A 24531-nucleotide genomic window follows, 5' to 3' on the forward strand; every position below is an offset into this window, starting at 1 on the left:
TGACGGTTGCGATTGGCCCTGACGTCGGCACCAACAGGACCAAGCCAGCCATGGAAAACATGGCCAGCAAGGGAGGAAAGAAATGCTTAGGAAAAAGACCAACGGGGTTGCGAGACGCTCCCAGCGGACAAGTATCCTGTCCCAGGTCGGCGAGAAAACCGTCGATCGCCGCGCATTCCTGCGCGGATCGGGCCTGACGATCGGCGGGTTGGCCGCGATCAGCGCCACGGGTGGAACCGTGACGCCAGCCAGTGCCCAGTCAGCGGCCAATCAAGCCGTTGAAAACATCAAATCCATATGCACGCATTGCTCGGTCGGCTGTACCGTAGTGGCCGAGGTGCAGAACGGCGTCTGGATCGGGCAAGAACCCGGCTGGGACAGCCCTTTCAACCTGGGTGCGCACTGCGCCAAGGGGGCCTCGGTCCGTGAGCACGCCCATGGTGAACGCCGCCTGAAATATCCGATGAAAAAGGAAGGCGGCGAGTGGAAGCGCATCAGCTGGGAAGAGGCGATCAACGAGATCGGCGACGGCATGATGAACATCCGCGAAGAATCCGGACCGGACAGTGTGTACTGGCTTGGTTCCGCGAAACATAACAACGAACAGGCCTATCTGTTCCGCAAGTTCGCCGCCTATTGGGGCACGAACAACGTGGACCATCAGGCCCGTATCTGCCACTCGACCACTGTTGCTGGTGTTGCGAATACATGGGGCTACGGCGCCATGACCAACAGCTATAACGACATCCACAACTCCAAGGCTATCTTCATCATCGGTGGCAACCCGGCTGAGGCACACCCTGTCTCTCTGCTGCATGTTCTGCGCGCAAAAGAACAGAATAACGCGCCGCTGATCGTTTGCGACCCGCGCTTTACGCGCACCGCCGCGCATGCGGATGAATATGTCCGCTTCCGCCCCGGCTCTGACGTCGCACTGATCTGGGGTATCCTCTGGCACATCTTCGACAACGGCTGGGAGGATAAGGAGTTCATCCGCACCCGTGTCTGGGGCATGGATCAGATCCGTGAAGAGGTCGCCAACTGGAACCCGGAAGAAACCGAGCGTGTGACCGGCGTACCCGGATCGCAGCTTAAGCGCGTGGCGCGCACCATGGCCAACAACCGTCCTGGCACGGTGATCTGGTGCATGGGCGGCACCCAGCATACCAATGGCAACAACAACACACGCGCCTATTGCGTGTTGCAGCTGGCTTTGGGCAACATGGGAACGTCGGGCGGTGGCACCAACATCTTCCGTGGCCACGACAACGTGCAGGGTGCGACGGACCTTGGTGTTCTGTCCCATACCCTGCCCGGCTATTATGGCCTGTCCGCAGGGGCATGGGGCCATTGGGCGCGCGTTTGGGGTGAAGACCCTGAATGGCTGTCCGGCCAGTTCGCCTCGATCAAGGACAAGGAGGGCAAGGATAAACCGCTGCAGAACGAGCGCGGCATCCCGGTCTCTCGTTGGATCGACGGTGTTCTGGAAGACCCCGCCAACATGGATCAGGACAACAATGTCCGCGCCATGGTTCTGTGGGGGCACGCTCCGAACTCGCAAACCCGTGGGCCGGAAATGAAGACGGCGATGGAAAAGCTGGACATGCTGGTCGTGATCGACCCGTATCCCACCGTTTCCGCCGTTCTGCATGATCGGACCGATGGCGTTTACCTACTGCCGGCCTGTACGCAGTTCGAAACCCGTGGCTCGGTCACGGCCTCGAACCGGTCGTTGCAGTGGCGCGACAAGGTGGTGGATCCGCTGTTCGAAAGCCTGCCGGACGAGGTCATCATGGCCAAGTTCGCCAACAAATTCGGCTGGGCGGATCGGTTCTTCCGCAATATCGAGATGGAGGATGCCGAAACCCCGAATGTTGAAAGCATCACGCGTGAGTTCAACTCGGGCCTCTGGACCATCGGCTATACCGGCCAGTCGCCAGAGCGTTTGAAAAGCCACATGGCCAATCAGCACACGTTCGACAGAACCACGCTGCAAGCTATTGGTGGACCAAACGACGGCGAATACTACGGTCTGCCCTGGCCGTGCTGGGGAACGCCAGAGATGGGTCATACGGGGACACCAAACCTCTATGACATGTCCAAACCGGTGGCCGAAGGTGGCCTGACCTTCCGCGCGCGCTTTGGCGTGGAACGTGATGGTGACAACCTTCTGGCCGAAGGGGTCTATAGCGTTGGATCGGAAATTCAGGACGGTTATCCCGAATTCACGATGCAGATGCTGATGGATCTTGGTTGGGACGGCGATCTGACGGCCGAAGAACGTGCGGCCATTGACGCCGTTGCGGGGCCAAAGACCAACTGGAAAACCGACCTGTCGGGCGGCATCCAGCGGGTTGCGATTGCACATGGCTGTGCGCCCTTTGGCAACGCCAAGGCCCGCACCGTGGTCTGGACTTTCCCGGACCCGATCCCACTGCATCGCGAGCCGCTCTATACCAACCGGCGCGATCTGGTAGAAGACTATCCGACCTATGAGGATCGTCAGTCCTATCGCCTGCCAACCCTGTATGCCTCGATCCAGAAGAACGATTTTTCAAAGGATTACCCGATAATCCTGACGTCAGGTCGTTTGGTCGAGTATGAGGGCGGAGGTGAGGAATCCCGGTCGAACCCGTGGCTGGCCGAACTGCAACAGGACATGTTCGTCGAGATCAACCCCCGTGATGCCAACAACCTGGGCATTCGCGACGGGGCTCAGGTCTGGGTCGAAGGGCCTGAGGGCGGCAAGGTCAAGGTGATGGCGATGCTGACCAACAGGGTCGGTGCCGGCGTGGCCTTTATGCCATTCCACTTTGGCGGCCATTTCCAGGGTCAGGATCTGCGGGACAAATACCCCTCAGGCGCTGATCCCTATGTGCTGGGAGAAAGTTCGAACACCGCCCAGACCTATGGCTATGATTCAGTAACCCAGATGCAGGAGACCAAAGCGACTCTCTGCAAGATCTCAGCAGCGTAAGGAGGACGACAATGGCTAGAGCAAAGTTTCTCTGCGACGCTGAACGCTGCATCGAATGCAACGCCTGCGTAACCGCGTGTAAGAACGAGCACGAGGTGCCCTGGGGCATCAACCGCCGCAGAGTGGTGACGATCAATGACGGCGACCCGGGCGAACGCTCGATATCGGTTGCCTGTATGCATTGCTCGGATGCGCCCTGTATGGCGGTGTGCCCGGTTGACTGCTTCTATCAGAACGAAGAAGGGGTCGTCCTGCACTCCAAGGACCTGTGCATTGGCTGCGGCTATTGCTTCTATGCGTGCCCGTTCGGCGCGCCGCAATACCCACAGGCAGGCAACTTCGGATCACGTGGCAAGATGGACAAATGTACCTTCTGCGCCGGTGGCCCCGAGGAAACGCATTCGACCGCAGAGTTCGCCAAATACGGTCGCAACCGGATCGCAGAAGGCAAACTGCCCATCTGCGCCGAGATGTGTTCCACCAAGGCCCTGCTTGCCGGTGACGGCGATGTGGTGTCGGCCATCTACCGCGAACGCGTCGTGGCGCGCGGTTTCGGGTCTGGCGCCTGGGGGTGGGGCACAGCCTACGACCAAAAAGACGGCTGATCCTTGGCCAAACCTTCCCCGGCGCGCAAACCGTGTGCCGGGGAGCACTAAGATTTTTCGACGAAAAATCTTTGCCCGCCCAGAAAAGGGCCTACGCCAATGACCGCGTCACGAGGTTCATATGACTTTCCTGCGACTTCTGTTCTGTCTCATTGTTTTGACTGTTCCTGCCCTTGCTCAGGATGCTCCGGATCGCAATTCGACGGGTGGTGCGACCACGCTCGAGGATATCTTGGCCCGGCAGCGTGGCGAGACGGTCGATAACGGTTATCGCTCAGGTAACACCGGTCAGGGCAACGCCGAAGGTCTGATGGGCCAGTTGGGCACACGTGGCGTGGCGTCTGACAGCGACGTCTATCGCGCTTTGCGGTATGGCTCCGCGGATGTGACCGTTTCGTCGAACGGTCCTGCGGCCAGCGTCTTGATACAGGACGGTGGCATGTGGTGGTTGAATTTCCGAACAGGCCCATTGCGCGATTACGGCACGTATATTCTGGCCGGGATGCTTGGCATTCTGCTGCTGTTCTTCTTGATCCGGGGTAAAATCCGCATTGATGGTGAAAAGACGGGACGCACAGTTACGCGTTTCTCGGGCTTTGAGCGGTTCGGACATTGGCTGTTCGCGGGCTCTTTCCTGATCCTTGGCCTGACCGGTTTGCTGACCCTTTATGGTCGAGACTTTCTGATCCCAATCTTCGGGAAAGAAGGCTTTGCGGCCATAGCGCAGGGCTGCAAATGGCTGCATAACAACCTCGCCTGGGCCTTCATGCTGGGTTTGATCATGGTCACTGTGAACTGGATCGCCCACAACATCCCCAACCGCACCGACCTGAAATGGCTGGCCGCCGGCGGCGGGTTGTTCACGAAAGGCAGCCATCCTCCGGCCAAAAAATTCAACGCGGGTCAAAAGATCATCTTCTGGGCCTGTATCCTGCTGGGCGTATCGATCAGCCTGTCGGGCCTGTCTCTGCTGTTCCCGTTTGAGATGCCGCTGTTTGCTAAGACCTTCTCAATCGCAAATGCCACCAGCATACCGCAGATGTTGGGTCTGAACCTTCCGGTGCAGATGTCCCCCCAAGAAGAGATGCAATATGCGCAGGTTTGGCACGTGATGGTCGCCTATGTCTTCATCGCCATCATCATCGCGCATATCTACCTGGGCTCGGTGGGCATGGAGGGCGCTTTCGACGCGATGGGCACCGGCGAGGTCGAGGAACAATGGGCGCGTGAGCACCACTCGCTTTGGCTGGAAGAGGTCCAGGAAAAAGAGGCCAATAAGGCAGTGGCCTCGCCTGCGGAATAGATGCGCGGTCTAATCCTTGCACTGGTATTGACCCCCCTGCCCGCAATGGCCGAGTTCTTTACACTCAAAGGTCATGGCGGTCCGATCATGGGGATTGCCTCCGCGCGGGACGGCCGGATTGCGACGGCCAGCTTCGACAACTCCGTCGGCCTGTGGTCAGACCGCACGCCGCAATGGCTTGAAGGGCACGAGGCTGCCGTGAACAGCGTCGCCTTTGGCGACACAGCGATCTATTCTGCTGGTGACGACTTTACCCTGCGCCGGTGGCCGGATGGCCAAATCCTCGGGCGGCACAAGGGCAAGATCGTCGATATTGCTGTTTCAAACTCCCACATCGCCACTGCCAGTTGGGACGGCACGATAGGGGTTTGGCCGCTTGACGGGTCAAAGCCAAGGATATTGGGGCCCACAGGCAGCGGTGTGAATGCTGTTGTGTTCACACCAAACGGAGATGCGCTGTATACCGGCGGGGTTGATGGGGCGGTTCGTCTTTGGGATGTCGCAACCGGTCAGGAAAAACTGCGACTGGTTGATAACGGGTTCGGCATCAACGAACTGGTCCTGAACCCCCATGAAAACTGGATTGCCTATGGGGCCGTCGATGGCGTCACGCGCATTCGTGATCTGACTACAGGCGACGAGCATGATTTCACCCTGGACCGCCGTCCAATCCTTGCGCTGGCTCTCAGCCCGGACCGCAGCTTGCTGGCGGTGGGGGATGGTGAGGGTCATATCATGTTGGTCGATACCATCGACTGGCGCATCGCACAGGATTTCCGGGCCACATTGCGCGGCCCGGTCTGGGCGCTGGCCTTCTCAACCGATGGTAAAAACATCTATGCAGGTGGTATAGATGAGGCGATGTATAGCTGGCCGGTATCTGACCTTGGCGACCAACAACAGATGGCCGCGACTGAACCAAGTTTTCTGAAGAACCCTGACCAGATGAATAATGGCGAACGCCAATTCGTGCGCAAATGCTCGATCTGTCACAGTCTGACGGCGGACGGGCACAGACGTGCTGGACCTACGCTCTCTGGTGTGTTTGGTCGCCGGGCGGGCAGCTTACCGGGATATTTCTACTCGGACACGCTGCAAGACTCTGATATCATTTGGAATGACGAGACGATAAATGCCCTTTTCGACCAAGGACCAGACCATTACATTCCGGGATCGAAGATGCCCATGCAACGGATTACACAAGCGGATGACCGCAAAGATTTGATCGCCTTTCTGCGCCGCGTCACGGCACCGGAAAACTGAACCGGAGGTAAATATGAAAGCCTTTCTAGCCGCAGTTGCCACGATGGCTGTAATTGCCGTCGCTGCGCCGTTTGCCTTAGGCCAATTCGGATTCAGCGCGGCGAATGTCAGCGCGGGTTCGGCCGTGCGCCTCGACTGAATGTCAGAATACCTGACCACCAAAGAACTGGCGGACCTGCTGCGCATTGGCGAGCGTAAAGCCTATGACCTTGCCTCATCCGGCGAGGTCCCCTGTGTCCGTGCCATGGGCAAACTCTTGTTTCCAAGGGCTGAAGTCATTGCCTGGCTGAACGCATCACGTAGCGGACCGCAGGTCGCAGAACCGTCGCTGCCGCCGATCGTGGCGGGCAGTCATGATCCGCTGTTGGATTGGGCTCTGCGGGAAAGCGGGTCGGGCCTGGCAACTTATTATGACGGCTCATTTGACGGCTTGAATCGTCTGAAAGAACGATCAGCGCAGGCTGCGGCGCTGCATATCCACGAGACAGACGGATTCAACACGCAATCTCTGCAGGACCATCTGGGAGAGGCACCCGTCATTCTGTTCGAACTAGCAAAACGCCAGCGTGGGCTACTGATGGCCCCCGGTGTGACTGGGATATCGGACTTTTCTGACCTCAGGGGCCGTCGCATTCTTCTTCGTCAGGACAGTGCCGCCAGTCAACGGTTGTTCGACACGCAACTGCAGGCGCACGGCCTGAACCGAGACGATCTGGATACCCTGCCGACCTGCGCACGTACCGAAGAAGAGCTGGCCATAGCCCTGCATGACAATAAAGCCGATGCCGGATTCGGCCTGGGTGCGCTAGCAGGGCTGTACAATCTGGGCTTTGCCCCGACCCATACCGAACGCCTGGACCTTGCTATCTGGAGGCGCGCCTATTTCGATGGCCCGATGCTTCGGTTGCTCGGCTTTGTGCAATCCGACCGCTTTGCCACCCGGGCAGAAGAATTCGGCGGGTATGACTTGTCGGATCTGGGAACCATCCATCACAATGGAGCCAGCGGCTGACCCTATTGGGCGTTGGGAAAGAACAGCTGCTGGCCGTCCAGCGTGTAAGATGCGATGGCCGCCTGCCCTTCGGGCCCGGTCAACCAGTCAATAAAGCGCTGCCCCGAGGCCGCCCGCACTTTGGGATGCTTGTCAGGGTTCACAAGAATAATCCCATATTGATTGAACAGGAGTGGATCGCCATCAACCATGACCTCAAGGTTTCCCTTGTTGCCAAAGCTCTGCCAAGTCGCGCGATCCGTCAGCGCATAAGCACCCATCCCACTAGCCACGTTCAGTGTCGCCCCCATCCCGGATCCAGTTTCCCGGTACCAAGTGCCCGAAGCGTCGGTCGGGTCGATACCGGACGAGGCCCAATGGCCCAATTCTGCCTTATGCGTCCCACTGTCATCCCCGCGCGAGGCGAAGGGCGCCTTCGCCTTAGCCACGGCGGTCAGCGCCGCGATAATGTCAGTCCCACCTTTCACTTTGGCGGGATCGGATTTTGGCCCTACAAGGACAAAATCATTGTACATCACGTCCGACCGCTCAACACCCCAACCATCTGCCACAAACTTCTCTTCGGCAGGTTTGGCGTGAACCAGCAAGACGTCCCCGTCACCGTTGATCGCATTGCGGATCGCCTGCCCTGTACCAACAGCCACCACGCGGACATCAATCCCGCTTTCGGCTTCAAAGCCTGGCAGGATATGGTCGAACAAGCCCGAATTCTGCGTCGACGTGGTTGATTGGACTACAATAAATGGCGTTTCGGCCAATGCGGCTGTAGTGTTCAGGCCAAGCGCTATTACTGCAGCCCCGACGAATTCGCGGATCATTTGAACTCCATATTCTGATTAGGTTACCAGACCACCGGCAACAAACCGGCGCGCGGCGTCACTTGTCGGGGCATCCAGCACTTGTTTGGCAGCACCGTGTTCGACCACGTGTCCGGCCTGCATCATGACGATATCCGCTGCCAGACGGCGTGCCTGACCGATATCGTGGGATACCATGACAATGCGCACCCCTCGGTTCGAAGCGCGCAAGATCATCCGTTCGATCATCTGCGTAGCACCGGGATCAAGCGAACTGGTTGGTTCGTCCAGGAACAAAGTTTCCGGGTCCAGCGCCAGCGCGCGCAGGATGGCCAACCGTTGCGCTTCGCCCCCGGACAGCGATCTGGCGGACTGGCGCGCCTTACCCTCTAGCCCACCTTCGGCCAGCAATTCGTCGATCCGGGATTTGCGAGTTGCACGGGACATGCCCTGACGCTTTAGCACAAAATCAAGATTGGCTGACACGGACCGGCGCAACAGAACCGGTCTTTGAAACACCATCGCCTGTCGTGATTTGTGATACGCATTCAGGGCAATCCCGTCCTGCTGAACCCTGCCGCTATCCGGGACGATAAGCCCGTGCAAACAGCGCAAAAGCAGGCTCTTGCCCGCTCCGTTCGGCCCAAGGATCAAAGTTGGTCCCAGCCCCATCAGGGATAGCTCTGGCACTTGAAGCAGTGTCTTTCCCTTGCGGGAAATCTGTAAACTGTGAACAGAAAGACATTTCACCATCTCGGGCACCAGATCACGCATGGCGCAACCCTTCCTTCTCGGCCCGCAGGCTAAGCGTGCTGACCATGGCGTTTACTGCGATGGCTATGGCAATCAGGATCGCCCCAAGCGCAAGCGCCAAGGCCAAATTACCCTTGGACGTTTCAAGGGCGATCGTCGTCGTCATCACCCGCGTGACGTGGTTGATATTGCCGCCAACGATAATAACCGCTCCAACTTCGGCAATCGCACGGCCAAACCCCGCCAGCAATGCCGTAACAAGAGACAGCCGCGCATCCCACAATAGCACCGGAATCGATGCCATCCGCGACAGGCCGAGTGAGCGGAGTTGCTCGGAATATTCCTCGGCCAGCATTTCGACCACTTGACGTGTCAGTGCGGCAACGATCGGGGTCACCAGAACGACCTGAGCAATAATCATCGCCGTCGGTGTGTAGAGCAATTCAAGGACCCCCAACGGGCCGGAACGCGACAGCATCAGATAGACTAGCAAACCAACCACAACCGGGGGCAAGCCCATCAAGGCATTCATCAAGACGATCAGAATCCGCCGCCCTGGAAAACGCGCAACGGCCAAAGCCGCGCCCATGGGCATCCCGATAACGGCAGAAATCAGAACGGCAAAAACAGAGACTTTCAGGGACAACAGAACAATCGCCCACAGCTCCGGATCCCAATGAAGGATCAAAGCAAGCGCCGACCTGAATTCTGTTGTAAAATCTTGCATTATCTACCTAATATCCTCCATGTTGAACAGTTTGCTATAATTTACAGGTAATTACTATGACAAACGCCCTACAAGTGCAGTCACATTTTCGACGCTTCCAACAAAAAACGCGGCCCCGTTTGGGACCGCGCCATATTCCATCGTGAACCTGACTCAGTTCAGTGCTGCATCCGAAATCTGATGCGTCCAGGCACCTTCGGGTTGTTTGGTGATAACGGGATCAGAACCACCGGCAAGCAGCGTCCCTACAGTGCGCTCAAAATCCGCCGGATCAAGCGATCCGTTTGAGCCCGCAGTCAGCTTGGCAATCTCACCCATCATACGTTTCTGATGCGCTTCGGTTTGGGCGCCAGTCGCGTCATTTTCAAGCACGATATCGGCCGCTTCATCTGGGTTCTCTTCGGCATATTTCCACCCCTTCATCGAAGCCCGCACGAAACGTTCCATCTTGTCGACAAATGCCGCGTCGCTCAGGTTCTCTTCAAGAACGTACAGGCCGTCTTCCAGCGTCGCGACGCCCTGATCTTCGTATTTGAATGTGACCAGTTCGTCGGGGCTGACGCCGGAATCTATGACCTGCCAGTATTCGTTATAGGTCATGGTGCTGATGCAATCAGCCTGACGCTGCAGCAGCGGGTCGACATTAAAGCCCTGCTTCAAAACCTCGACGCCATTTTCGCTCTTGCCACCGGTATCAATGCCCAGCTGGCTCATCCAGCTCATGAAGGGGAATTCGTTGCCAAAGAACCAGACGCCCAGTGTCCGGTTCTTAAGGTCTTCTGGTGCGGAAATACCGGCATCTTTCCAGCAGGTCAGCATCATACCCGAGCTTTTGAAAGGCTGGGCAATATTCACCAGCGGCAGGCCCTTTTCGCGCGCGGCCAACGCAGCTGGCATCCACTCGACCGTCACGTCAGCGCCGCCACCGGCAATGACCTGTGTCGGCGCTATGTCCGGGCCGCCTGGCAGAATGGTGACATCAAGACCTTCTTCTTCGTAGAACCCTTTGTCTTTGGCCACGTAATAACCTGCGAACTGAGCTTGCGTGACCCATTTCAACTGCAATGTCACCTCATCCGCCGACCAGGCTGCACTGGCGGCCAGGCTAAAGGCGGCAACCGCCCCGCTGAGTATCTTTTTCATCTTCACATCTCCTAGTTTCAGTTGGCGCCCCATTTTTCGTTTTTGGGGTCTGTTGAATTTTTATCCGCGCTGCGATGGGTGCCAGAAGGTCACCGCCTTTTCGATCATGGCCACCAGACCATAAAACGATGTCCCGGCCAAAGCCGCCACTACGATCTCGGCCCAGACCATATCCAGTGAGAGCTGCCCCACGCTGGTTGATATCCGAAACCCCATGCCAAGCGTCGGTGAGCCAAAGAACTCGGCCACGATAGCGCCGATCAATGCAAGGGTGGTGGATATCTTGAGACCATTGAAAACAAATGGCATCGCGGCAGGCAAGCGCAGCTTCAGAAAGCTTTGCCAATAGGTGGCGGCATAGGTCTCCATCAGGTCGCGCTGCATTGCTGTCGCCTCGCGCAGCCCGGCGACGGTGTTCACCAGCATTGGGAAAAAGACCATCACGACAACCACCGCCGCTTTGGAATGCCAGTCGAACCCGAACCACATGACCAGAATCGGCGCGGTGCCAACAATCGGCAGAGCAGCCACGAAGTTGCCCACGGGCAAAAGCCCAAGGCGCAGAAAATCCCATCGGTCCACTGCAATCGCCATCAGGAAGGCGGCTCCACAGCCGATGATGTAACCACTTAGCGCGCCCTTAATGATGGTTTGCACGAAATCCATCCAAAGCGTGGGCAAACTGTCCCAGAACCGAATCCAGATAACCGATGGAGCGGGCAGAATGACCAAAGACACCTCAAGGCCACGCACCAAAAGCTCCCAGATGATGATGATAGTCAGACCAAAGATCAGCGGAGCCAGAAACCGGACCATCCGCGTATCAGCATAGGGCCCGCTGGCCAAGCGGCTGTTCAACCACCATCCTAACAGCCACACACCGAGTGCGCCCAGAATTGGTATCATTGCGCAATCCCCATCCGTTTCAGGACCGACTTTTCAATCAGCCCCAGAAGCCCCACAAGACAGGCCGCCAGAATCGCCGCCGCAAACAGGGCCGACCAGATTTGCACGGTCTGACCATAATAGCTGCCTGCCAGCAGGCGCGCGCCCAGTCCCGCAACTGCCCCGGTGGGCAATTCCCCCACGATGGCCCCTACCAATGAAGCCGCAATGCCTATCTTCAGCGATGTGAACAGATACGGCATCGAGGCCGGCAAACGCAGTTTCCAGAACCCCTGCGCGTGGCTCGCGCTATAGGTACGCAGCAAATCCAGTTGCATCGCATCCGGGCTGCGCAAACCTTTGACCATGCCCACCACGACAGGAAAAAAGCTGAGATAGGCCGATATGACTGCCTTGGGGATGATCCCCTGCACGCCAACAGAATAAAGGACCACAATGATCATCGGGGCCAGAGCGATGATCGGGATGGTCTGGCTGACTATCGCCCAGGGCATGACCGACAGGTCCATGACCCGGCTATGTACGATCCCAACAGCCAGCAGAATTCCCAGGCCGGTGCCAATGGCAAAACCCAGTATCGTCGCACTCAGCGTCACCCAGCCGTGATAAACCAGCGAGCGCTTTGAGGTGATTTTCTTCTGGACCGTTGTCTTCCATATCTCAACGGCCACCTGATGCGGAGCGGGCAACCGTGGACGATCCTGTTCCCACGTGGCTGGAATGGCAAAGCTATTGTCCAGAACCAGGCTGAATTCGGACAGATCGCGACGATCTTTTGCCGAGGGTGGCTGAACTGTGGCGCCGGCCCGTTCCTGTTCGGTCAGAACGCCTTTGATATTCATCGGAATACAAGCGGCGTACCAAAAGGCTACTATGACGGCCAGTACCGTCAATACAGCCCAGAATGCCTTGAACCCGCTGCTATTCATCCGAATGCCCCGCGCGCAACCCTTCTCGCACCCTATGGGCAACTTCGATGAATTCCGGCGTGTCGCGAATATCGAGCGGCCGCTCTTTCGGCAACGGACTGTCGATCACGTCAGTGATCCGTCCGGGCCGAGGGCTCATTACAACGATCTTGGTGCTCAGATAGACGGCCTCAGGGATGGAATGGGTGACAAACCCAATGGTCTTTTCAGTCCGCGCCCAAAGTGCCAGAAGCTGTTCGTTCAGGTGATCGCGGACAATCTCATCCAACGCGCCAAAAGGTTCGTCCATAAGCAGGATATCTGCATCAAAGGCCAGCGCCCGTGCAATGCTGGCCCGTTGCTGCATTCCACCCGATAACTGCCAAGGAAACTTTCCGCCAAACCCTTCAAGATCAACAAGTTCCAAAACCTTGTTTACGCGTTCTTCCTGCTCGGCAGCTGTAAACCCCATGATTTCAAGCGGGAGCTTGATGTTCTTGGAAATGGTGCGCCAAGGGTACAGACCCGCGGCCTGAAATACATAGCCATAGGCCCGATTCCGCCGCGCCTCATCCGGGGTCATACCGTTGACGGTCAATGTCCCGCCAGTCGGTGTTTCCAACGCAGCGATGCACCGCAAAAAGGTGGTCTTACCACAGCCGGAGGGTCCGATGAAGCTGACGAATTCTCCCTTTTCGATGGTCAGGTTCACATCCTTCAGAGCGTGGACCGGCCCGTCATTGGTCTGAAAGGTCAGATCCAGTTGCCGCGCCTCGATTACAGGCGGTGCAGCGGTTTCAATATTCATTCCATCCCCTTGAACTTAAACCGTAATAAGACGTGATATCTGCCACATATTCTGTCATACACCGGTTGCTGGAATACCCGTGCGTACCACCGGTCGCGGCGCTGTCAGCTCTTTCCAAGTACTCAGCGCCTTGTTGACAGTTGTATTGGCCTCGCGTTCAACAAATTGGCCATGGCCTTCCTGAGTCCTGATCTCTCCGTCATGCACTGCAACCTGCCCACGGGTCAGAGTAAAGCGCGGCAAGCCTTTGACCTCTTTGCCCTCAAACACGTTGTAGTCGATCGAAGATTGCTGCGATTTCGCGCTGATCGTCTTGCCTTTCTCAGGATCCCACACCACCAAATCGGCATCGGCACCTACAAGAATTGCGCCTTTTTTTGGATAACAATTCAATATCTTGGAGATGTTTGTTGAAGTGACTGCCACAAATTCATTTGGCGTCAGCCGACCAGTGTTCACCCCATGAGTCCACAGCATCGGCATCCGGTCTTCCAACCCTCCGGTACCGTTCGGGATCTTGGTGAAATCCCCCACGCCAAAGCGTTTCTGATCCGTCGTAAAGGCGCAATGGTCGGTGGCCACGACACTCAACGAACCAGATTGTAATCCGTTCCACAGGCTATCCTGATGCTGCTTGTTTCGGAACGGAGGGCTCATAACCCGCCGCGCAGCGTGGTCCCAATCCTGGTTGAAATACTCGCTCTCATCCAAGGTCAGATGCTGGATCAAAGGTTCCCCCCACACCCGCTTGCCCTGCATCTTGGCACGCCGAATGGCCTCATGCGCCTCTTCGCACGATGTGTGCACCACATACAGCGGCACTCCGGCCATATCCGCGATCATGATCGCGCGGTTGGTCGCTTCGCCCTCGACCTGCGGCGGACGGGAATAGGCATGTGCCTCGGGGCCTGTATTGCCTTCGGCCAACAGCTTGGCGCTGAGCTCGGCAACAACATCGCCATTCTCGGCATGCACCATGGCCGTTCCACCCAGCTCGGCAAGACGCTTGAACGAAGCATACATTTCATCGTCATTGACCATCAACGCGCCCTTATAGGCCATGAAATGCTTGAACGTGTTGATACCGCGTGTCTCGATCACCGTCTTGAGGTCATCAAACACCTGCTCGCCCCACCAGGTCACCGCCATGTGGAAAGAATAGTCGCAATTTGCACGTGTCGACTTGTTATCCCAGCGCTTGAGCGCATCCAACAGGCTTTCACCTGGGTTGGGCAGAGCGAAATCAACCACCATCGTGGTTCCTCCGGCCAATGCCGCCCGGGTTCCGCTCTCAAAATCATCGCTGGAATAGGTGCCCATGAACGGCATTTCCAAATGCGTATGCGGGTCGATCCCGCCAGGCATCACATAGCAGCCTGTCGCATCCAGTTCCGTGTCACCTTTCAGGCCCGGCCCAATCTCGGTGATCACCCCATGCTCGACCCTCACATCCGCATGGTAAGACAAATCCGCGGTTACGACGGTCCCGTTCTTGATAACAGTGCTCATATCAATCTCCCTGATGCGGTCTGCGCCGCTTGCTTCATCTGGCTACAAATACCTCGGGGGGAGTCGCCCAACGGGCGACGGGGCAGAGCCCCCTATTCCACAATTCCAGCCGTCTCTACGACCGCATGAAACAGAACATCCGCCCCGGCGGCAGCCCAATCCTTGCTGATTTCTTCAGCTTCGTTATGGCTTAGCCCATCCACACAAGGGCACATCACCATCGCTGTTGGTGCAACCCGGTTGATCCAGCAGGCATCATGACCGGCGCCCGAAATGATATCTGTATGAGAATAACCCAACCGTTCAGCCGCATCGCGCACGGCTGCCACGCAGCCTTCATCAAATTGCACCGGATCAAATCCGCCGACCTTCTCAAACTCGATCTGTAGGCCCATCTCATCCACGATATCTTCGGCCGCTACGCGCAGACGATTTTCCATATCGGTGATCACGTCCAGATCGGGCGAACGGAGATCGACAGTAAACACAACTTTCCCCGGGATCACGTTACGCGAATTCGGAAACACATCAATATGCCCCGCCGCACCCACCGCGTGGGGCGCATGGGACCAAGCAATCTCGTCAACCTTTTCAAGGATACGCGCCATCGCCAATCCGGCATTCTTGCGCATCGGCATCGGCGTAGACCCGGTATGGGCGTCCTTTCCGGTAACTGTAATCTGGGTCCAGCTGAGACCCTGACCATGGGTGACAACGCCGATATCCTTCCCCTCGGCCTCAAGAATGGGGCCCTGTTCGATATGCAGCTCAAAAAAGGCGTGCATCTTTCGGGCGCCAACCTCTTCGTCACCGCGCCAGCCAATGCGGCTCAGCTCATCTCCGAACTTCTTAGCTTCGGCATCCTCACGGTCATAAGCCCAATCCTGCGTATGCATCCCGGCAAAAACCCCCGAGGACAGCATCGCAGGTGCATAGCGCGTGCCTTCTTCATTCGTCCAGTTGGTCGCGACGATTGGATGTTTGGTCTTGATCCCCAAATCATTGAGCGTGCGGATGATTTCCAACCCGCCCAATACACCCAGAACACCGTCATATTTGCCGCCTGTCGGCTGCGTATCCAGATGTGAACCCACATAGACCGGCAATGCCTCGGGGTCCGTGCCCTCTCGATGCGCAAACATATTGCCCATTTGGTCCAGCCCCATGGTGCACCCGGCCTCTTTGCACCATTTCTGAAACAGCGCGCGGCCTGCCGCATCTTCATCCGTCAGGGTCTGACGATTATTGCCCCCCGCAACACCCGGGCCAATCTTGGCCATCTCCATCAGGCTGTCCCACAACCTGTCGCCATTGATCCTGAGGTTCTGCGCCGGAGCTGCCATCCTAGTCTTCCCTGTTGCTTGCGATTTGCTCGCTTTTGGTGTCTTGATTTGACCATCTGGTCAAACTCACGCTATCACGGGTTCGACATCAGTCAAGAAATAGCAGAGCTCGGTGGGAATTTTTGGCACATTCCGCACTTGCGAGCCCAAAAATCAGACAGGCAAAGACATGTCCAAAGACCGCGCACCAACACGAATTCAGAAAAAAAACCGCGCTGCAATTCTAGAAGCCGCTTTGAACGTGTTTTCTGCCTACGGTTTCCGCGGTGCCACCGTCGACCAGATTGCTGCCGAGGCCGGGTTGAGCAAGCCGAATCTTCTGTACTATTTCCCCTCAAAAGAAGCGATTCACACGGCCCTTCTATCTGGCCTTCTCGAGATTTGGCTGGCCCCCCTCCATGATCTCGACGCCGACGGGGACCCTTTGGAAGAGATACGCGCTTATATCCATCGCAAACTGCAAATGAGCCGGGAACTTCCGCGCGAAAGCCGTCTGTTTGCCAATGAACTGGTCCAGGGTGCACCACGCATACACGATGCATTGTCCAATGATCTCAAAACTTTGATGGATGAGAAGACCGCAATCCTTACGGCCTGGATGGAACAGGGTAAAATCGCGCGCCTCCATCCCTACCATCTTATTTTCTCCATCTGGGCTTTGACACAGCATTATGCGGATTTCGATGTCCAGGTTCGGGCCATTCTTGGCGACGAAGACCCGTATGAAGGTGCTGAACCGTTTATCGACACGCTCTACCGCAAATTGCTGGCGCCTTAGGTTTTCGTTAGCCGGAACCCGCTCACCCTGAGCCTAGGATGACGCTACTCTTTTCTTCCCTGTCCACACACAGGTGCCGTGGTAAGGCTTTCGTTGGGTGGGTAGAGCGAGAAGTGGGACATAAGGCGTTCCAAGACTAAGTGAGGAGGCGCGGATATCATCTGATCCGCACCGCCACCCAATATGTCGCAAACTGCCACAACGCCCCCCATCGACATCCTGTTCTAAGAAGATTCGACGAATTTTCTTGGACTACTCGGCGGCTTTCGCCATTGGATTGTTGGGATGGGTTGTCCAGTTGCTATATTCGGGCTGCACTTCCTGTCCCGTGCGCGGGTCGATTTCGCCAGCGTCCATCGGCACCATGGAAATACATCCCTCGACCGGGCACACATCCACGCACAGGTTACAGGCCACACATTCGTCATCCATAACCTCGAACACGCGCTCTTCGGACATTGAAATGGCCTGGTGGCTGGTGTCTTCGCAGGCGGCATAGCAACGACCACACTTGATGCACTGATCCTGATCAATCTTGGCTTTGGCGACATAATTCAGGTTCAGATATTGCCAGTCGGTCACGTTCGGAACCGCAAGACCGACAATTTCCGAGACGTCCTGATACCCTTTTTCATCCATCCATTTCGACAGACCCGCCGTCAGTTCGTCAATGATCTTGAACCCATAGGTCATCGCCGCCGTGCAGACCTGAACATTGCCGCAACCCAATGCCATAAACTCTGCTGCATCGCGCCAGGTAGTCACACCGCCAATACCCGAGATCGGCATTCCGTTCGTTGCCTGTCCACGCGAAATCTCGGACACCATCGACAGGGCAATCGGTTTCACCGCAGGGCCACAATAGCCGCCGTGGCTGCCTTTGCCGTCAATCGAGGGTTCAGGGCTGAAGCTATCCAGATTGACACTGGTAATCGAGTTAATCGTGTTGATCAGCGATACCGCATCCGCACCACCATTCTTTGCGGCTTCTGCCGGCTTGCGGATATCAGTGATATTCGGCGTCAGTTTCACGATGACCGGTCGGTCATAGTATTTCTTGCACCAGCGCGTCACCATCTCGATATATTCCGGCACCTGCCCTACGGCCGCCCCCATCCCGCGCTCGCTCATTCCGTGTGGACAGCCAAAGTTCAGTTCGATCCCGTCGGCACCGGTTTCGGCAACACGCGGCAGGATAGCCTTCCAGGCTTCTTCCTCGCACGGCACCATGATCGAGGCGATCAGGGCGCGATCTGGATAATCAGACTTAACCCGCGCCATTTCTTCAAGGTTTACCTCTAATGGGCGGTCTGTAATCAGCTCGATGTTGTTCAGACCCAACAACCGACGGTCTGCGCCGTAGATCGCCCCATACCGCGGGCCATTAACATTGACGACCGGTGGACCTTCGGACCCGAGTGTTTTCCACACGACCCCCCCCCATCCGGCCTCAAAGGCACGGCGGACGTTATATTCCTTGTCCGTCGGCGGCGCAGATGCCAGCCAATATGGGTTGGGGCTTTCAATTCCCAGAAAGTTCGATTTCAAATCAGCCATTTATCCGGCCTCCCTGATGCTTGCAGGCATCTTGATCATTGAGTTTCACGCAATCAGACTTGCGTGGATATCCATCGCGGCATCGCGCCCCTCGGCCACTGCGGTCACGGTCAGGTCATCCCCGCCTGCGGCGCAGTCGCCTCCGGCCCAGACCGCTTGTACCGATGTGCGCCCGGCGCCCGTGACGGCGATCTTGTTCCCGTCCAACGTCAGCCCTTCGGGCGCTCCTTCCAGCGTCTGACCTATTGCCTTCAGCACCTGATCGGCAGGCAGGCGGGTTTTCTCGCCGGTGCCCTTCAACTGACCGTCATGGCTGGCAGTATACTCCAATTCGATCTCGGCGGCTGCCCCGTTGCCGTGTACGGCTACGGGCTGAACATTGGTCATGATCCTGACGCCGTGCGATGCGGCCAGATCCTGCTCATAGCGGCTGGCACCCATCGCCTCGCGTCCGCGCCGGTAGGCGATGGTGACGTTTTCCGCGCCCAGCAATTTCGACTTTACAGCTGCGTCAACCGCGGTCATGCCGCCTCCGATGACGACGACATTCCGCCCAACGGGCAGCTCAGCCAGATCGGCCGCCTGACGTACATCCGAGATAAAGTCGACCGCGTCGCGCACGCCGGTCAGATCCTCGCCGCCCGCCCGCAATGCATTCACACCTGTCAGACCGATGGACAGGAAAACCGCATCATAGTTGTCAACAAGGCCATCCAGCGACAGGCCCTCGCCCAGCACCGATCCGGTCTCGATGGTGATGCCGCCGATCCTCAGCAACCAATCGATCTCAGCCTGAGCGAAATCATTGGTCGATTTATAGGCGGCAATTCCATATTCATTCAGACCGCCGGGTTTTGGGCGGCTTTCGTGAATGACCACATCATGCCCCAGCATCGCCAGCCGATGCGCACAGGCCAGACCTGCGGGCCCTGCCCCGATCACGGCCACCGTTTTGCCGGTGACTGCAGCGCGCTGGAACGGATGATCGCCCGAGGCCATAACGCTGTCGGTCGCATAGCGCTGCAAGCGCCCGATCTCGACTGGCGCGCCCTCGGCGGTTTCGCGTACGCAGACTTCCTCACACAGAGTTTCGGTCGGGCATACGCGGGCGCACATGCCCCCCAGAATGTTCTGGGCAAGGATGGTCTCACCCGCCGCTTCGGGTTGTCCGGCCTGGATTTGGCGCATGAACAACGGAATATCGATGTCGGTCGGACAGGCCGTCACACACGGCGCGTCATAGCAGAAATAGCACCGATCCGCGGCCACTGCGGCCTCATGCGGGGCAAGTGGTGGATGCAGATCCGTGAAATTCGAGGTCAGCTCATCGCTGGAAAGCCTCCCGGAGACTATGCCGGGGACCATCTGGCCCTGTGCCATCGCTCTACTCCCTGTAGATATGTTGTTATGGCTTCAGCTTGGCACAATCTAATTTTTTATCAAATGGTAAATTTTGCCAAATGGTCAAAAATTTCACAACCGAGCCAAAAAACTCGATTTTTCGCCGAAAACTGCACGTTTTTTAGGCTGGAATCGCTCAGATCATCTGTGACAGGTGCCCGGATTTGATCCAAATTCGCGCGCCCTCTGGTCCTGCCAAAGCAGTGGAGCGCGTATCGGGCGGCAATCTCAACCAATCCCAGACCGAAAACTCTTCGTCAGATTCTTGTACTGATCCTTCGATGACAAACAGCTCCAGCCCGTCGGTTGCATCCAGATCCAGCCTCTCGCCGGGCGAGATGTTCAATACGCGCACATCCTCGCGTGCGTCCTTAAAAAGCTGAAGGGTCTTATCGCTGGTTATCGACCGACGAATTTCCGTCCTGTCGTCGGGGTCAAACTGGTGCAGCTTGACCAGAATCGTAGCACCCTCTTTTGCCGATGGCGTGTGTGACGTGGTCGGAGGGTTGCGCACATAGCTGCCTGCGGGGAAATCACCTGTCTCGTCCTGGAACACCCCATCCAGCACCAGATACTCCTCTCCTCCATCATGCGTATGGGCGGCAAAGGCGCTTCCTGGGGCAAAGCGGACAATCGTGGTGGCGCGGGCGACCTCTTCCCCGATCCGGTCCAACATCTTGCGCTCGACCCCTGCGGCAGGTGACGCAATCCAGTCATTCCGGTCGAAATGCACAGCAACACGTTTTGTGAAATCTGCGTTAACTCTCATGCGGCTTCTCCTGTTGGGTCTGGTCTCTAGATGGTTGCGCAAGTCCTGAATTCAAAATTCAGATGCATGATCTATGATCACATCTGGTTTTGTGCCACGTCTCTACCTAGTGTACGCCCAACCAAAATTCGAGCAGTGCTGGCCCAACGCCACGAACCCGAGAGACGCCCGATGCAGACCGCAAACAATAAATTCAATATCGTGGTCATCGGCCAAAACAACCGGCTGCAATACGAGGCACTGCTGTTTGCAGCCTCGTTACGACACAGCTGTCCCGATTTCGCTGGCCGCCTGTTTGTAGCCGTTCCTCAACCGGGGGCCCGATGGTCACAGGACCCCAGCATTCAGGATGAGGATGTCCTGAAAGCGTTACACCAGCTTGGGGCCGAAATTCTACCGTTTGAAAACCGGGCTTTCGGTGGAAGCTATCCCTATGGAAACAAGATCGAGGCGCTCTTGTCCTTGCCCAAGGGGGAACCGTTTGTCTTTTTCGACAGCGATACGCTTGTCACCGGAGACCTGAATAGTGTGCCCTTCGATTTTGACCGCCCCGGTGCCTCGCTGAAAGTTGAGGGGACATGGCCGCGCCCGACCCTGTATGGTCCGGGGTATGACGGTATCTGGCGCGCCCTGTATGAGCGGTTCGAACTGGATTTCGACAGCTCCTTGGACAAGGCCCAACCAGCCGAATACTGGCGGCGCTACCTGTATTTCAATGCGGGTTATTTCTTTTACAGATGCCCACGCCAGTTCGGCGAACGGTTCCTGGAATATGCCTGCACCATCCGGGATGAGGATATCCCGGAACTCGCGGGCCAAACACTGGACCCATGGCTGGATCAGGTCGCATTGCCGCTGGTTATCCATGCCCTTGGCGGCGGCCGCGACGCACTGCCCACTGGCCTGCTGGACGGGTCGGTCACGTGCCACTACCGTCTGTTTCCTCTGCTGTATGCACGCGAAAGCGACCATGTGATCGAGGTTCTGGAAACTGTGGTTGCGCCCAACAAGTTCAAGAAAGTGCTCAAGGGCTATGACCCAATAAAGAAACTGGTGCTCCAGCGCAAAGGGCACAAAATACGCGAGATGTTCGATCGCGAAAACCTGCCTCAGCGCGAGCAGGTCATTCGCAACAAGATCAAAAGCAAAGGTCTATGGATGCGCTGACAGCAATGTTGTGCGCACGCGTCCAATCGCCTAGAGATTCTGCAACACATAGTCCAACAGGAGATTTCCACCATGTCTGACGGCCCCACCTACGGTTTCGACACGCTTCAAATTCACGCAGGCGCGCGCCCTGATCCGGCAACAGGTGCCCGTCAGACGCCGATTTATCAAACAACGGCATATGTGTTTCGCGATGCAGACCACGCGGCGGCTCTGTTCAACCTGCAGGAAGTCGGCTTTATCTATTCCCGCCTGACCAATCCCACCGTGGCGGTTCTGCAGGAACGCGTGGCAACGCTTGAGGGTGGCGTTGGAGCAGTTTGCTGCTCGTCCGGTCATGCCGCCCAAATCATGGCACTGTTCCCGCTGATGGGACCTGGCTGCAACGTGGTGGCCTCGACCCGGCTGTATGGCGGCACGATCACTCAGTTTAGCCAGACGATCAAACGGTTCGGCTGGTCTGCCAAGTTTGTGGATACTGACGATCTGGATGCTGTGAAGGACGCGATCGACGAAAATACACGAGCGGTGTTCTGCGAATCCATCGCCAACCCTGGCGGCTATGTCACCGATATACGCGCACTGGCGGATGTGACAGATGGCGCCGGCATTCCGCTGATCGTCGACAACACCTCGGCCACACCCTATCTGTGCCGCCCGATTGAGCACGGCGCGACGCTGGTTGTGCATTCAACCACCAAATACCTGACCGGCAACGGCACTGTCACCGGCGGCTGTATCGTGGATTCGGGCAAGTTCGACTGGTCCGCGAATGACAAATTTTCCTCGCTCAGCCAGCCGGAACCGGCCTATCACGGGCTGAAATTCCACGAGACATTCGGTCCGCTGGCCTTCACATTCCACGGCATCGCCATCGGCCTGCGTGATCTGGGCATGACGATGAACCCACAGGCGGCGCATTACACGCTGATGGGAATCGAGACCCTGTCTTTGCGAATGGAGCGTCATGTAGAGAACGCGCAAAAGATCGCAGCCTGGCTAGAGGCCGATGACCGCGTGGAATATGTGACCTATGCGGGCTTGCCGTCGTCGCCCTATCACGACCGGGTCAAGACGCATTACCCCAAAGGGGCCGGTGCGCTGTTCACCTTCGCGGTCAAGGGCGGCTATGACGCCTGTGTCAAACTGGTGAACGCGCTGGAGATCTTCAGCCATGTGGCCAACCTGGGCGACGCGCGGTCGTTGATCATTCATTCGGCCTCGACCACCCACCGTCAGCTGACCCCGGAACAGCAAGAGGCCGCAGGCGCCGGTCCCGGCGTTGTTCGGGTGTCCATCGGCATCGAAGACGCCAACGATCTGATTGCCGATCTGGATCAGGCGCTGGCCAAGGCAACGGCCTGACAAATGGCTAGGCACGATACCAACGATCTAGGCCAGCCCATCGGCCGGCCGGTTTCGGGCAGTTTTCCGCGCCCGACGCCGCCTTATACGCCGATGGAAGGTCACTATTGCTCGGTCGTGCCCCTTGATGTGAACAGGCATGCGCCCGGTCTGTACCGGGCGTTTGCCAATGACACTGATGGGCGGAACTGGACTTATCTGCCCTATGGCCCATTCGACAGCGAAGAAGATTTCGCCGCCTGGACCCGCGCGTCCTGTATGGATGCCGATCCCATGTTCCACACAGTACTAGACGGTGATGGCACCCCGATTGGCATGGCCTCGTTCCTGCGGATAGAACCTGCGGCCGGTGTGGTCGAGGTTGGGCACATCCATTTCTCACCGCTGCTGCAGCGCAGCCCGAAATCCACCGAGACGATGTACTTGATGATGCGCCGCGTGTTCGATGAACTGGGTTATCGCCGTTATGAATGGAAATGTGACGCGCTGAATGCCCCGTCCTGCAGCGCGGCCCAAAGGCTGGGCTTTACCTTCGAGGGCATCTTTCGGCAGGCCACCCATTATAAGGGGCGCAACCGCGATACGGCCTGGTACTCGATCCTCGATACAGAATGGCCGCGCATCCGCTCTGCTTTCAATGCCTGGCTTTCACCAGATAATTTTGATCAGTCGGGCCAGCAGCGGCAATCCCTGATGGCCCGAACCAGCGACACATCCTAGTCGGAAATCAGAAATTCCATCGACACGTTGACCGAGACCGAAATTTCGCCCCCGGAAACCGGAACGCCGCCCTCAGCAGCCATGTTCATTGCACGCATTTGCGGCATGGGATTGAACCCTCCGGCCTGTTCGCGGATCATCTGAACCGGACCCAGCGTGACTTCGGCCGCCTGTGCCAGTTGGTTGGCCTTTGCCCGCGCCTCACCAACAGCTTTGGCCCGCGCCTGTGCCTCAAGCGGTGCAGGGTCCTGAATTCCGAAACTCAACCCGCCGAAATTGTTGGCCCCGTCGTCAATGACCGCATCCATGATGGTACCCAGCTGCGACAGATCGCGAACACGCACCACGACGCTGTTGGATGCGACAAAGCCGGAAATCTCTGGCCGCTCTCCGCTAGAACTGTTCCGCCCAGACCATACCGGCGACAAAGACAGATCACGTGTCTGCACATCACGGGTTTCGATCCCCATCTCATCCAGTCGAGTCAGAATTTTGGTCACCGCGTCCGAAGTCGCCTGCATCGCATTTGATGCCTGTGCATCTTCGTTTGTTACACCCAGGGTAATGGTGGCCATATCCGGGGCCGCATGCACCATGCCTACCGCATCAACAATGATGCGACGTTCTTCCGCAGTTGCCATCCCTACCGACGTCATGGCCAGCACAGCGGCCAGAAAAGCGATTTTCTTCAATATCTTCCCTCCAATTATCCTGATTTCA

23 protein-coding genes are annotated in these 24531 nt (G+C 57.3%); 10 read left to right on the forward strand and 13 right to left on the reverse strand.

The genetic code is table 11. The features are described 5' to 3' along the window. Positions 1-82: 82 nt before the first annotated feature. From AC2FJW_RS02150 to AC2FJW_RS02175, 6 genes are all read left to right on the forward strand, one after another. Entirely contained in the window at positions 83-2977 is a 2895-nt protein-coding gene (locus AC2FJW_RS02150) for a formate dehydrogenase subunit alpha (RefSeq protein WP_496693276.1), read from the forward strand. Positions 2978-2988: 11 nt separating this feature from the next. Beyond that, entirely contained in the window at positions 2989-3582 is a 594-nt protein-coding gene (gene fdh3B, locus AC2FJW_RS02155; protein WP_085821701.1) for a formate dehydrogenase FDH3 subunit beta, read from the forward strand. 121 nt (positions 3583-3703) lie between these two features. After that, complete coding sequence (locus AC2FJW_RS02160) at positions 3704-4885, forward strand: formate dehydrogenase subunit gamma (protein ID WP_496749093.1); 1182 nt, start codon at positions 3704-3706, stop codon at positions 4883-4885. Further along, on the forward strand, positions 4886-6148 hold the full coding sequence (locus AC2FJW_RS02165) for a c-type cytochrome (RefSeq protein ID WP_496749094.1): 1263 nt from the start codon (positions 4886-4888) through the stop codon (positions 6146-6148). It begins immediately after the preceding gene. Between the two features lie 13 nt (positions 6149-6161). Further along, entirely contained in the window at positions 6162-6287 is a 126-nt protein-coding gene (locus tag AC2FJW_RS02170) for a hypothetical protein (protein WP_281286232.1), read from the forward strand. Then, entirely contained in the window at positions 6288-7160 is an 873-nt protein-coding gene (locus AC2FJW_RS02175) for a substrate-binding domain-containing protein (RefSeq protein ID WP_142634368.1), read from the forward strand. Between the two features lie 2 nt (positions 7161-7162). Here AC2FJW_RS02175 and AC2FJW_RS02180 read toward each other — a convergent pair whose 3' ends face one another. From AC2FJW_RS02180 to AC2FJW_RS02220, 9 genes are all read right to left on the reverse strand, one after another. Further along, the gene (locus AC2FJW_RS02180; RefSeq protein ID WP_496749095.1) at positions 7163-7978 is read right to left on the reverse strand and encodes an ABC transporter substrate-binding protein; all 816 of its coding nucleotides are present in this window, start codon (positions 7976-7978) and stop codon (positions 7163-7165) included. Between the two features lie 18 nt (positions 7979-7996). Then, positions 7997-8731: an ATP-binding cassette domain-containing protein gene (locus AC2FJW_RS02185; protein ID WP_496749096.1), complete on the reverse strand. Its 735-nt coding sequence runs from the start codon at positions 8729-8731 to the stop codon at positions 7997-7999. Next, positions 8724-9437, reverse strand: a complete 714-nt coding sequence (locus AC2FJW_RS02190) for an ABC transporter permease (RefSeq protein ID WP_281994749.1) — start codon at positions 9435-9437, stop codon at positions 8724-8726. The genes AC2FJW_RS02185 and AC2FJW_RS02190 overlap by 8 nt, the downstream gene beginning before the upstream one ends. Before the next feature lie 153 nt (positions 9438-9590). Then, complete coding sequence (locus tag AC2FJW_RS02195; RefSeq protein ID WP_271946556.1) at positions 9591-10580, reverse strand: ABC transporter substrate-binding protein; 990 nt, start codon at positions 10578-10580, stop codon at positions 9591-9593. Positions 10581-10640: 60 nt separating this feature from the next. After that, positions 10641-11486, reverse strand: a complete 846-nt coding sequence (locus AC2FJW_RS02200) for an ABC transporter permease (protein WP_142634378.1) — start codon at positions 11484-11486, stop codon at positions 10641-10643. Then, positions 11483-12415, reverse strand: a complete 933-nt coding sequence (locus AC2FJW_RS02205) for an ABC transporter permease (protein WP_142634380.1) — start codon at positions 12413-12415, stop codon at positions 11483-11485. Before AC2FJW_RS02205 ends, AC2FJW_RS02200 begins: the two co-directional genes overlap by 4 nt. After that, positions 12408-13202 carry an ABC transporter ATP-binding protein gene (locus tag AC2FJW_RS02210; RefSeq protein ID WP_281972254.1) on the reverse strand — a complete coding sequence of 265 codons (795 nt, stop codon included), beginning with the start codon at positions 13200-13202 and terminating at the stop codon, positions 12408-12410. The genes AC2FJW_RS02205 and AC2FJW_RS02210 overlap by 8 nt, the downstream gene beginning before the upstream one ends. Before the next feature lie 54 nt (positions 13203-13256). Then, the gene (hydA, locus tag AC2FJW_RS02215) at positions 13257-14711 is read right to left on the reverse strand and encodes a dihydropyrimidinase (protein WP_496749097.1); all 1455 of its coding nucleotides are present in this window, start codon (positions 14709-14711) and stop codon (positions 13257-13259) included. Between the two features lie 92 nt (positions 14712-14803). Further along, positions 14804-16054: a Zn-dependent hydrolase gene (locus AC2FJW_RS02220; RefSeq protein ID WP_142634386.1), complete on the reverse strand. Its 1251-nt coding sequence runs from the start codon at positions 16052-16054 to the stop codon at positions 14804-14806. 169 nt (positions 16055-16223) lie between these two features. On the opposite strand from AC2FJW_RS02220, the gene AC2FJW_RS02225 reads away from it, so the two are divergent. Further along, on the forward strand, positions 16224-16832 hold the full coding sequence (locus AC2FJW_RS02225; RefSeq protein ID WP_142634388.1) for a TetR family transcriptional regulator C-terminal domain-containing protein: 609 nt from the start codon (positions 16224-16226) through the stop codon (positions 16830-16832). 252 nt (positions 16833-17084) lie between these two features. On the opposite strand, the gene preA is transcribed toward AC2FJW_RS02225, so the two are convergent. The 3 genes from preA to AC2FJW_RS02240 form a co-directional block, all read right to left on the reverse strand. Beyond that, on the reverse strand, positions 17085-18389 hold the full coding sequence (preA, locus tag AC2FJW_RS02230; protein WP_496695114.1) for an NAD-dependent dihydropyrimidine dehydrogenase subunit PreA: 1305 nt from the start codon (positions 18387-18389) through the stop codon (positions 17085-17087). 45 nt (positions 18390-18434) lie between these two features. After that, positions 18435-19769, reverse strand: coding sequence for an NAD(P)-dependent oxidoreductase (locus tag AC2FJW_RS02235; protein WP_496749098.1), 1335 nt, complete (start codon positions 19767-19769; stop codon positions 18435-18437). 157 nt (positions 19770-19926) lie between these two features. Further along, the gene (locus AC2FJW_RS02240; protein WP_496749099.1) at positions 19927-20559 is read right to left on the reverse strand and encodes a cupin domain-containing protein; all 633 of its coding nucleotides are present in this window, start codon (positions 20557-20559) and stop codon (positions 19927-19929) included. A 171-nt stretch (positions 20560-20730) separates the two neighbouring features. On the opposite strand from AC2FJW_RS02240, the gene AC2FJW_RS02245 reads away from it, so the two are divergent. The 3 genes from AC2FJW_RS02245 (at position 20731) to AC2FJW_RS02255 (ending at position 23811) form a co-directional block, all read left to right on the forward strand. Next, positions 20731-21726: a GT-B fold glycosyltransferase domain-containing protein gene (locus AC2FJW_RS02245; RefSeq protein ID WP_496687626.1), complete on the forward strand. Its 996-nt coding sequence runs from the start codon at positions 20731-20733 to the stop codon at positions 21724-21726. A gap of 72 nt (positions 21727-21798) precedes the next feature. Then, positions 21799-23091, forward strand: a complete 1293-nt coding sequence (locus tag AC2FJW_RS02250; protein WP_271946534.1) for an O-acetylhomoserine aminocarboxypropyltransferase/cysteine synthase family protein — start codon at positions 21799-21801, stop codon at positions 23089-23091. A 3-nt stretch (positions 23092-23094) separates the two neighbouring features. Beyond that, positions 23095-23811 (forward strand): GNAT family N-acetyltransferase, encoded by a 717-nt coding sequence (locus tag AC2FJW_RS02255; protein WP_496749100.1) that lies wholly within the window; start codon positions 23095-23097, stop codon positions 23809-23811. On the opposite strand, the gene AC2FJW_RS02260 is transcribed toward AC2FJW_RS02255, so the two are convergent. Continuing rightward, positions 23808-24503 (reverse strand): SIMPL domain-containing protein, encoded by a 696-nt coding sequence (locus AC2FJW_RS02260; RefSeq protein ID WP_496749101.1) that lies wholly within the window; start codon positions 24501-24503, stop codon positions 23808-23810. The genes AC2FJW_RS02255 and AC2FJW_RS02260 overlap by 4 nt on opposite strands. Positions 24504-24531: the final 28 nt, after the last annotated feature.

It is taken from the genome of Ruegeria sp. CDSA020 (genome assembly GCF_059612345.1).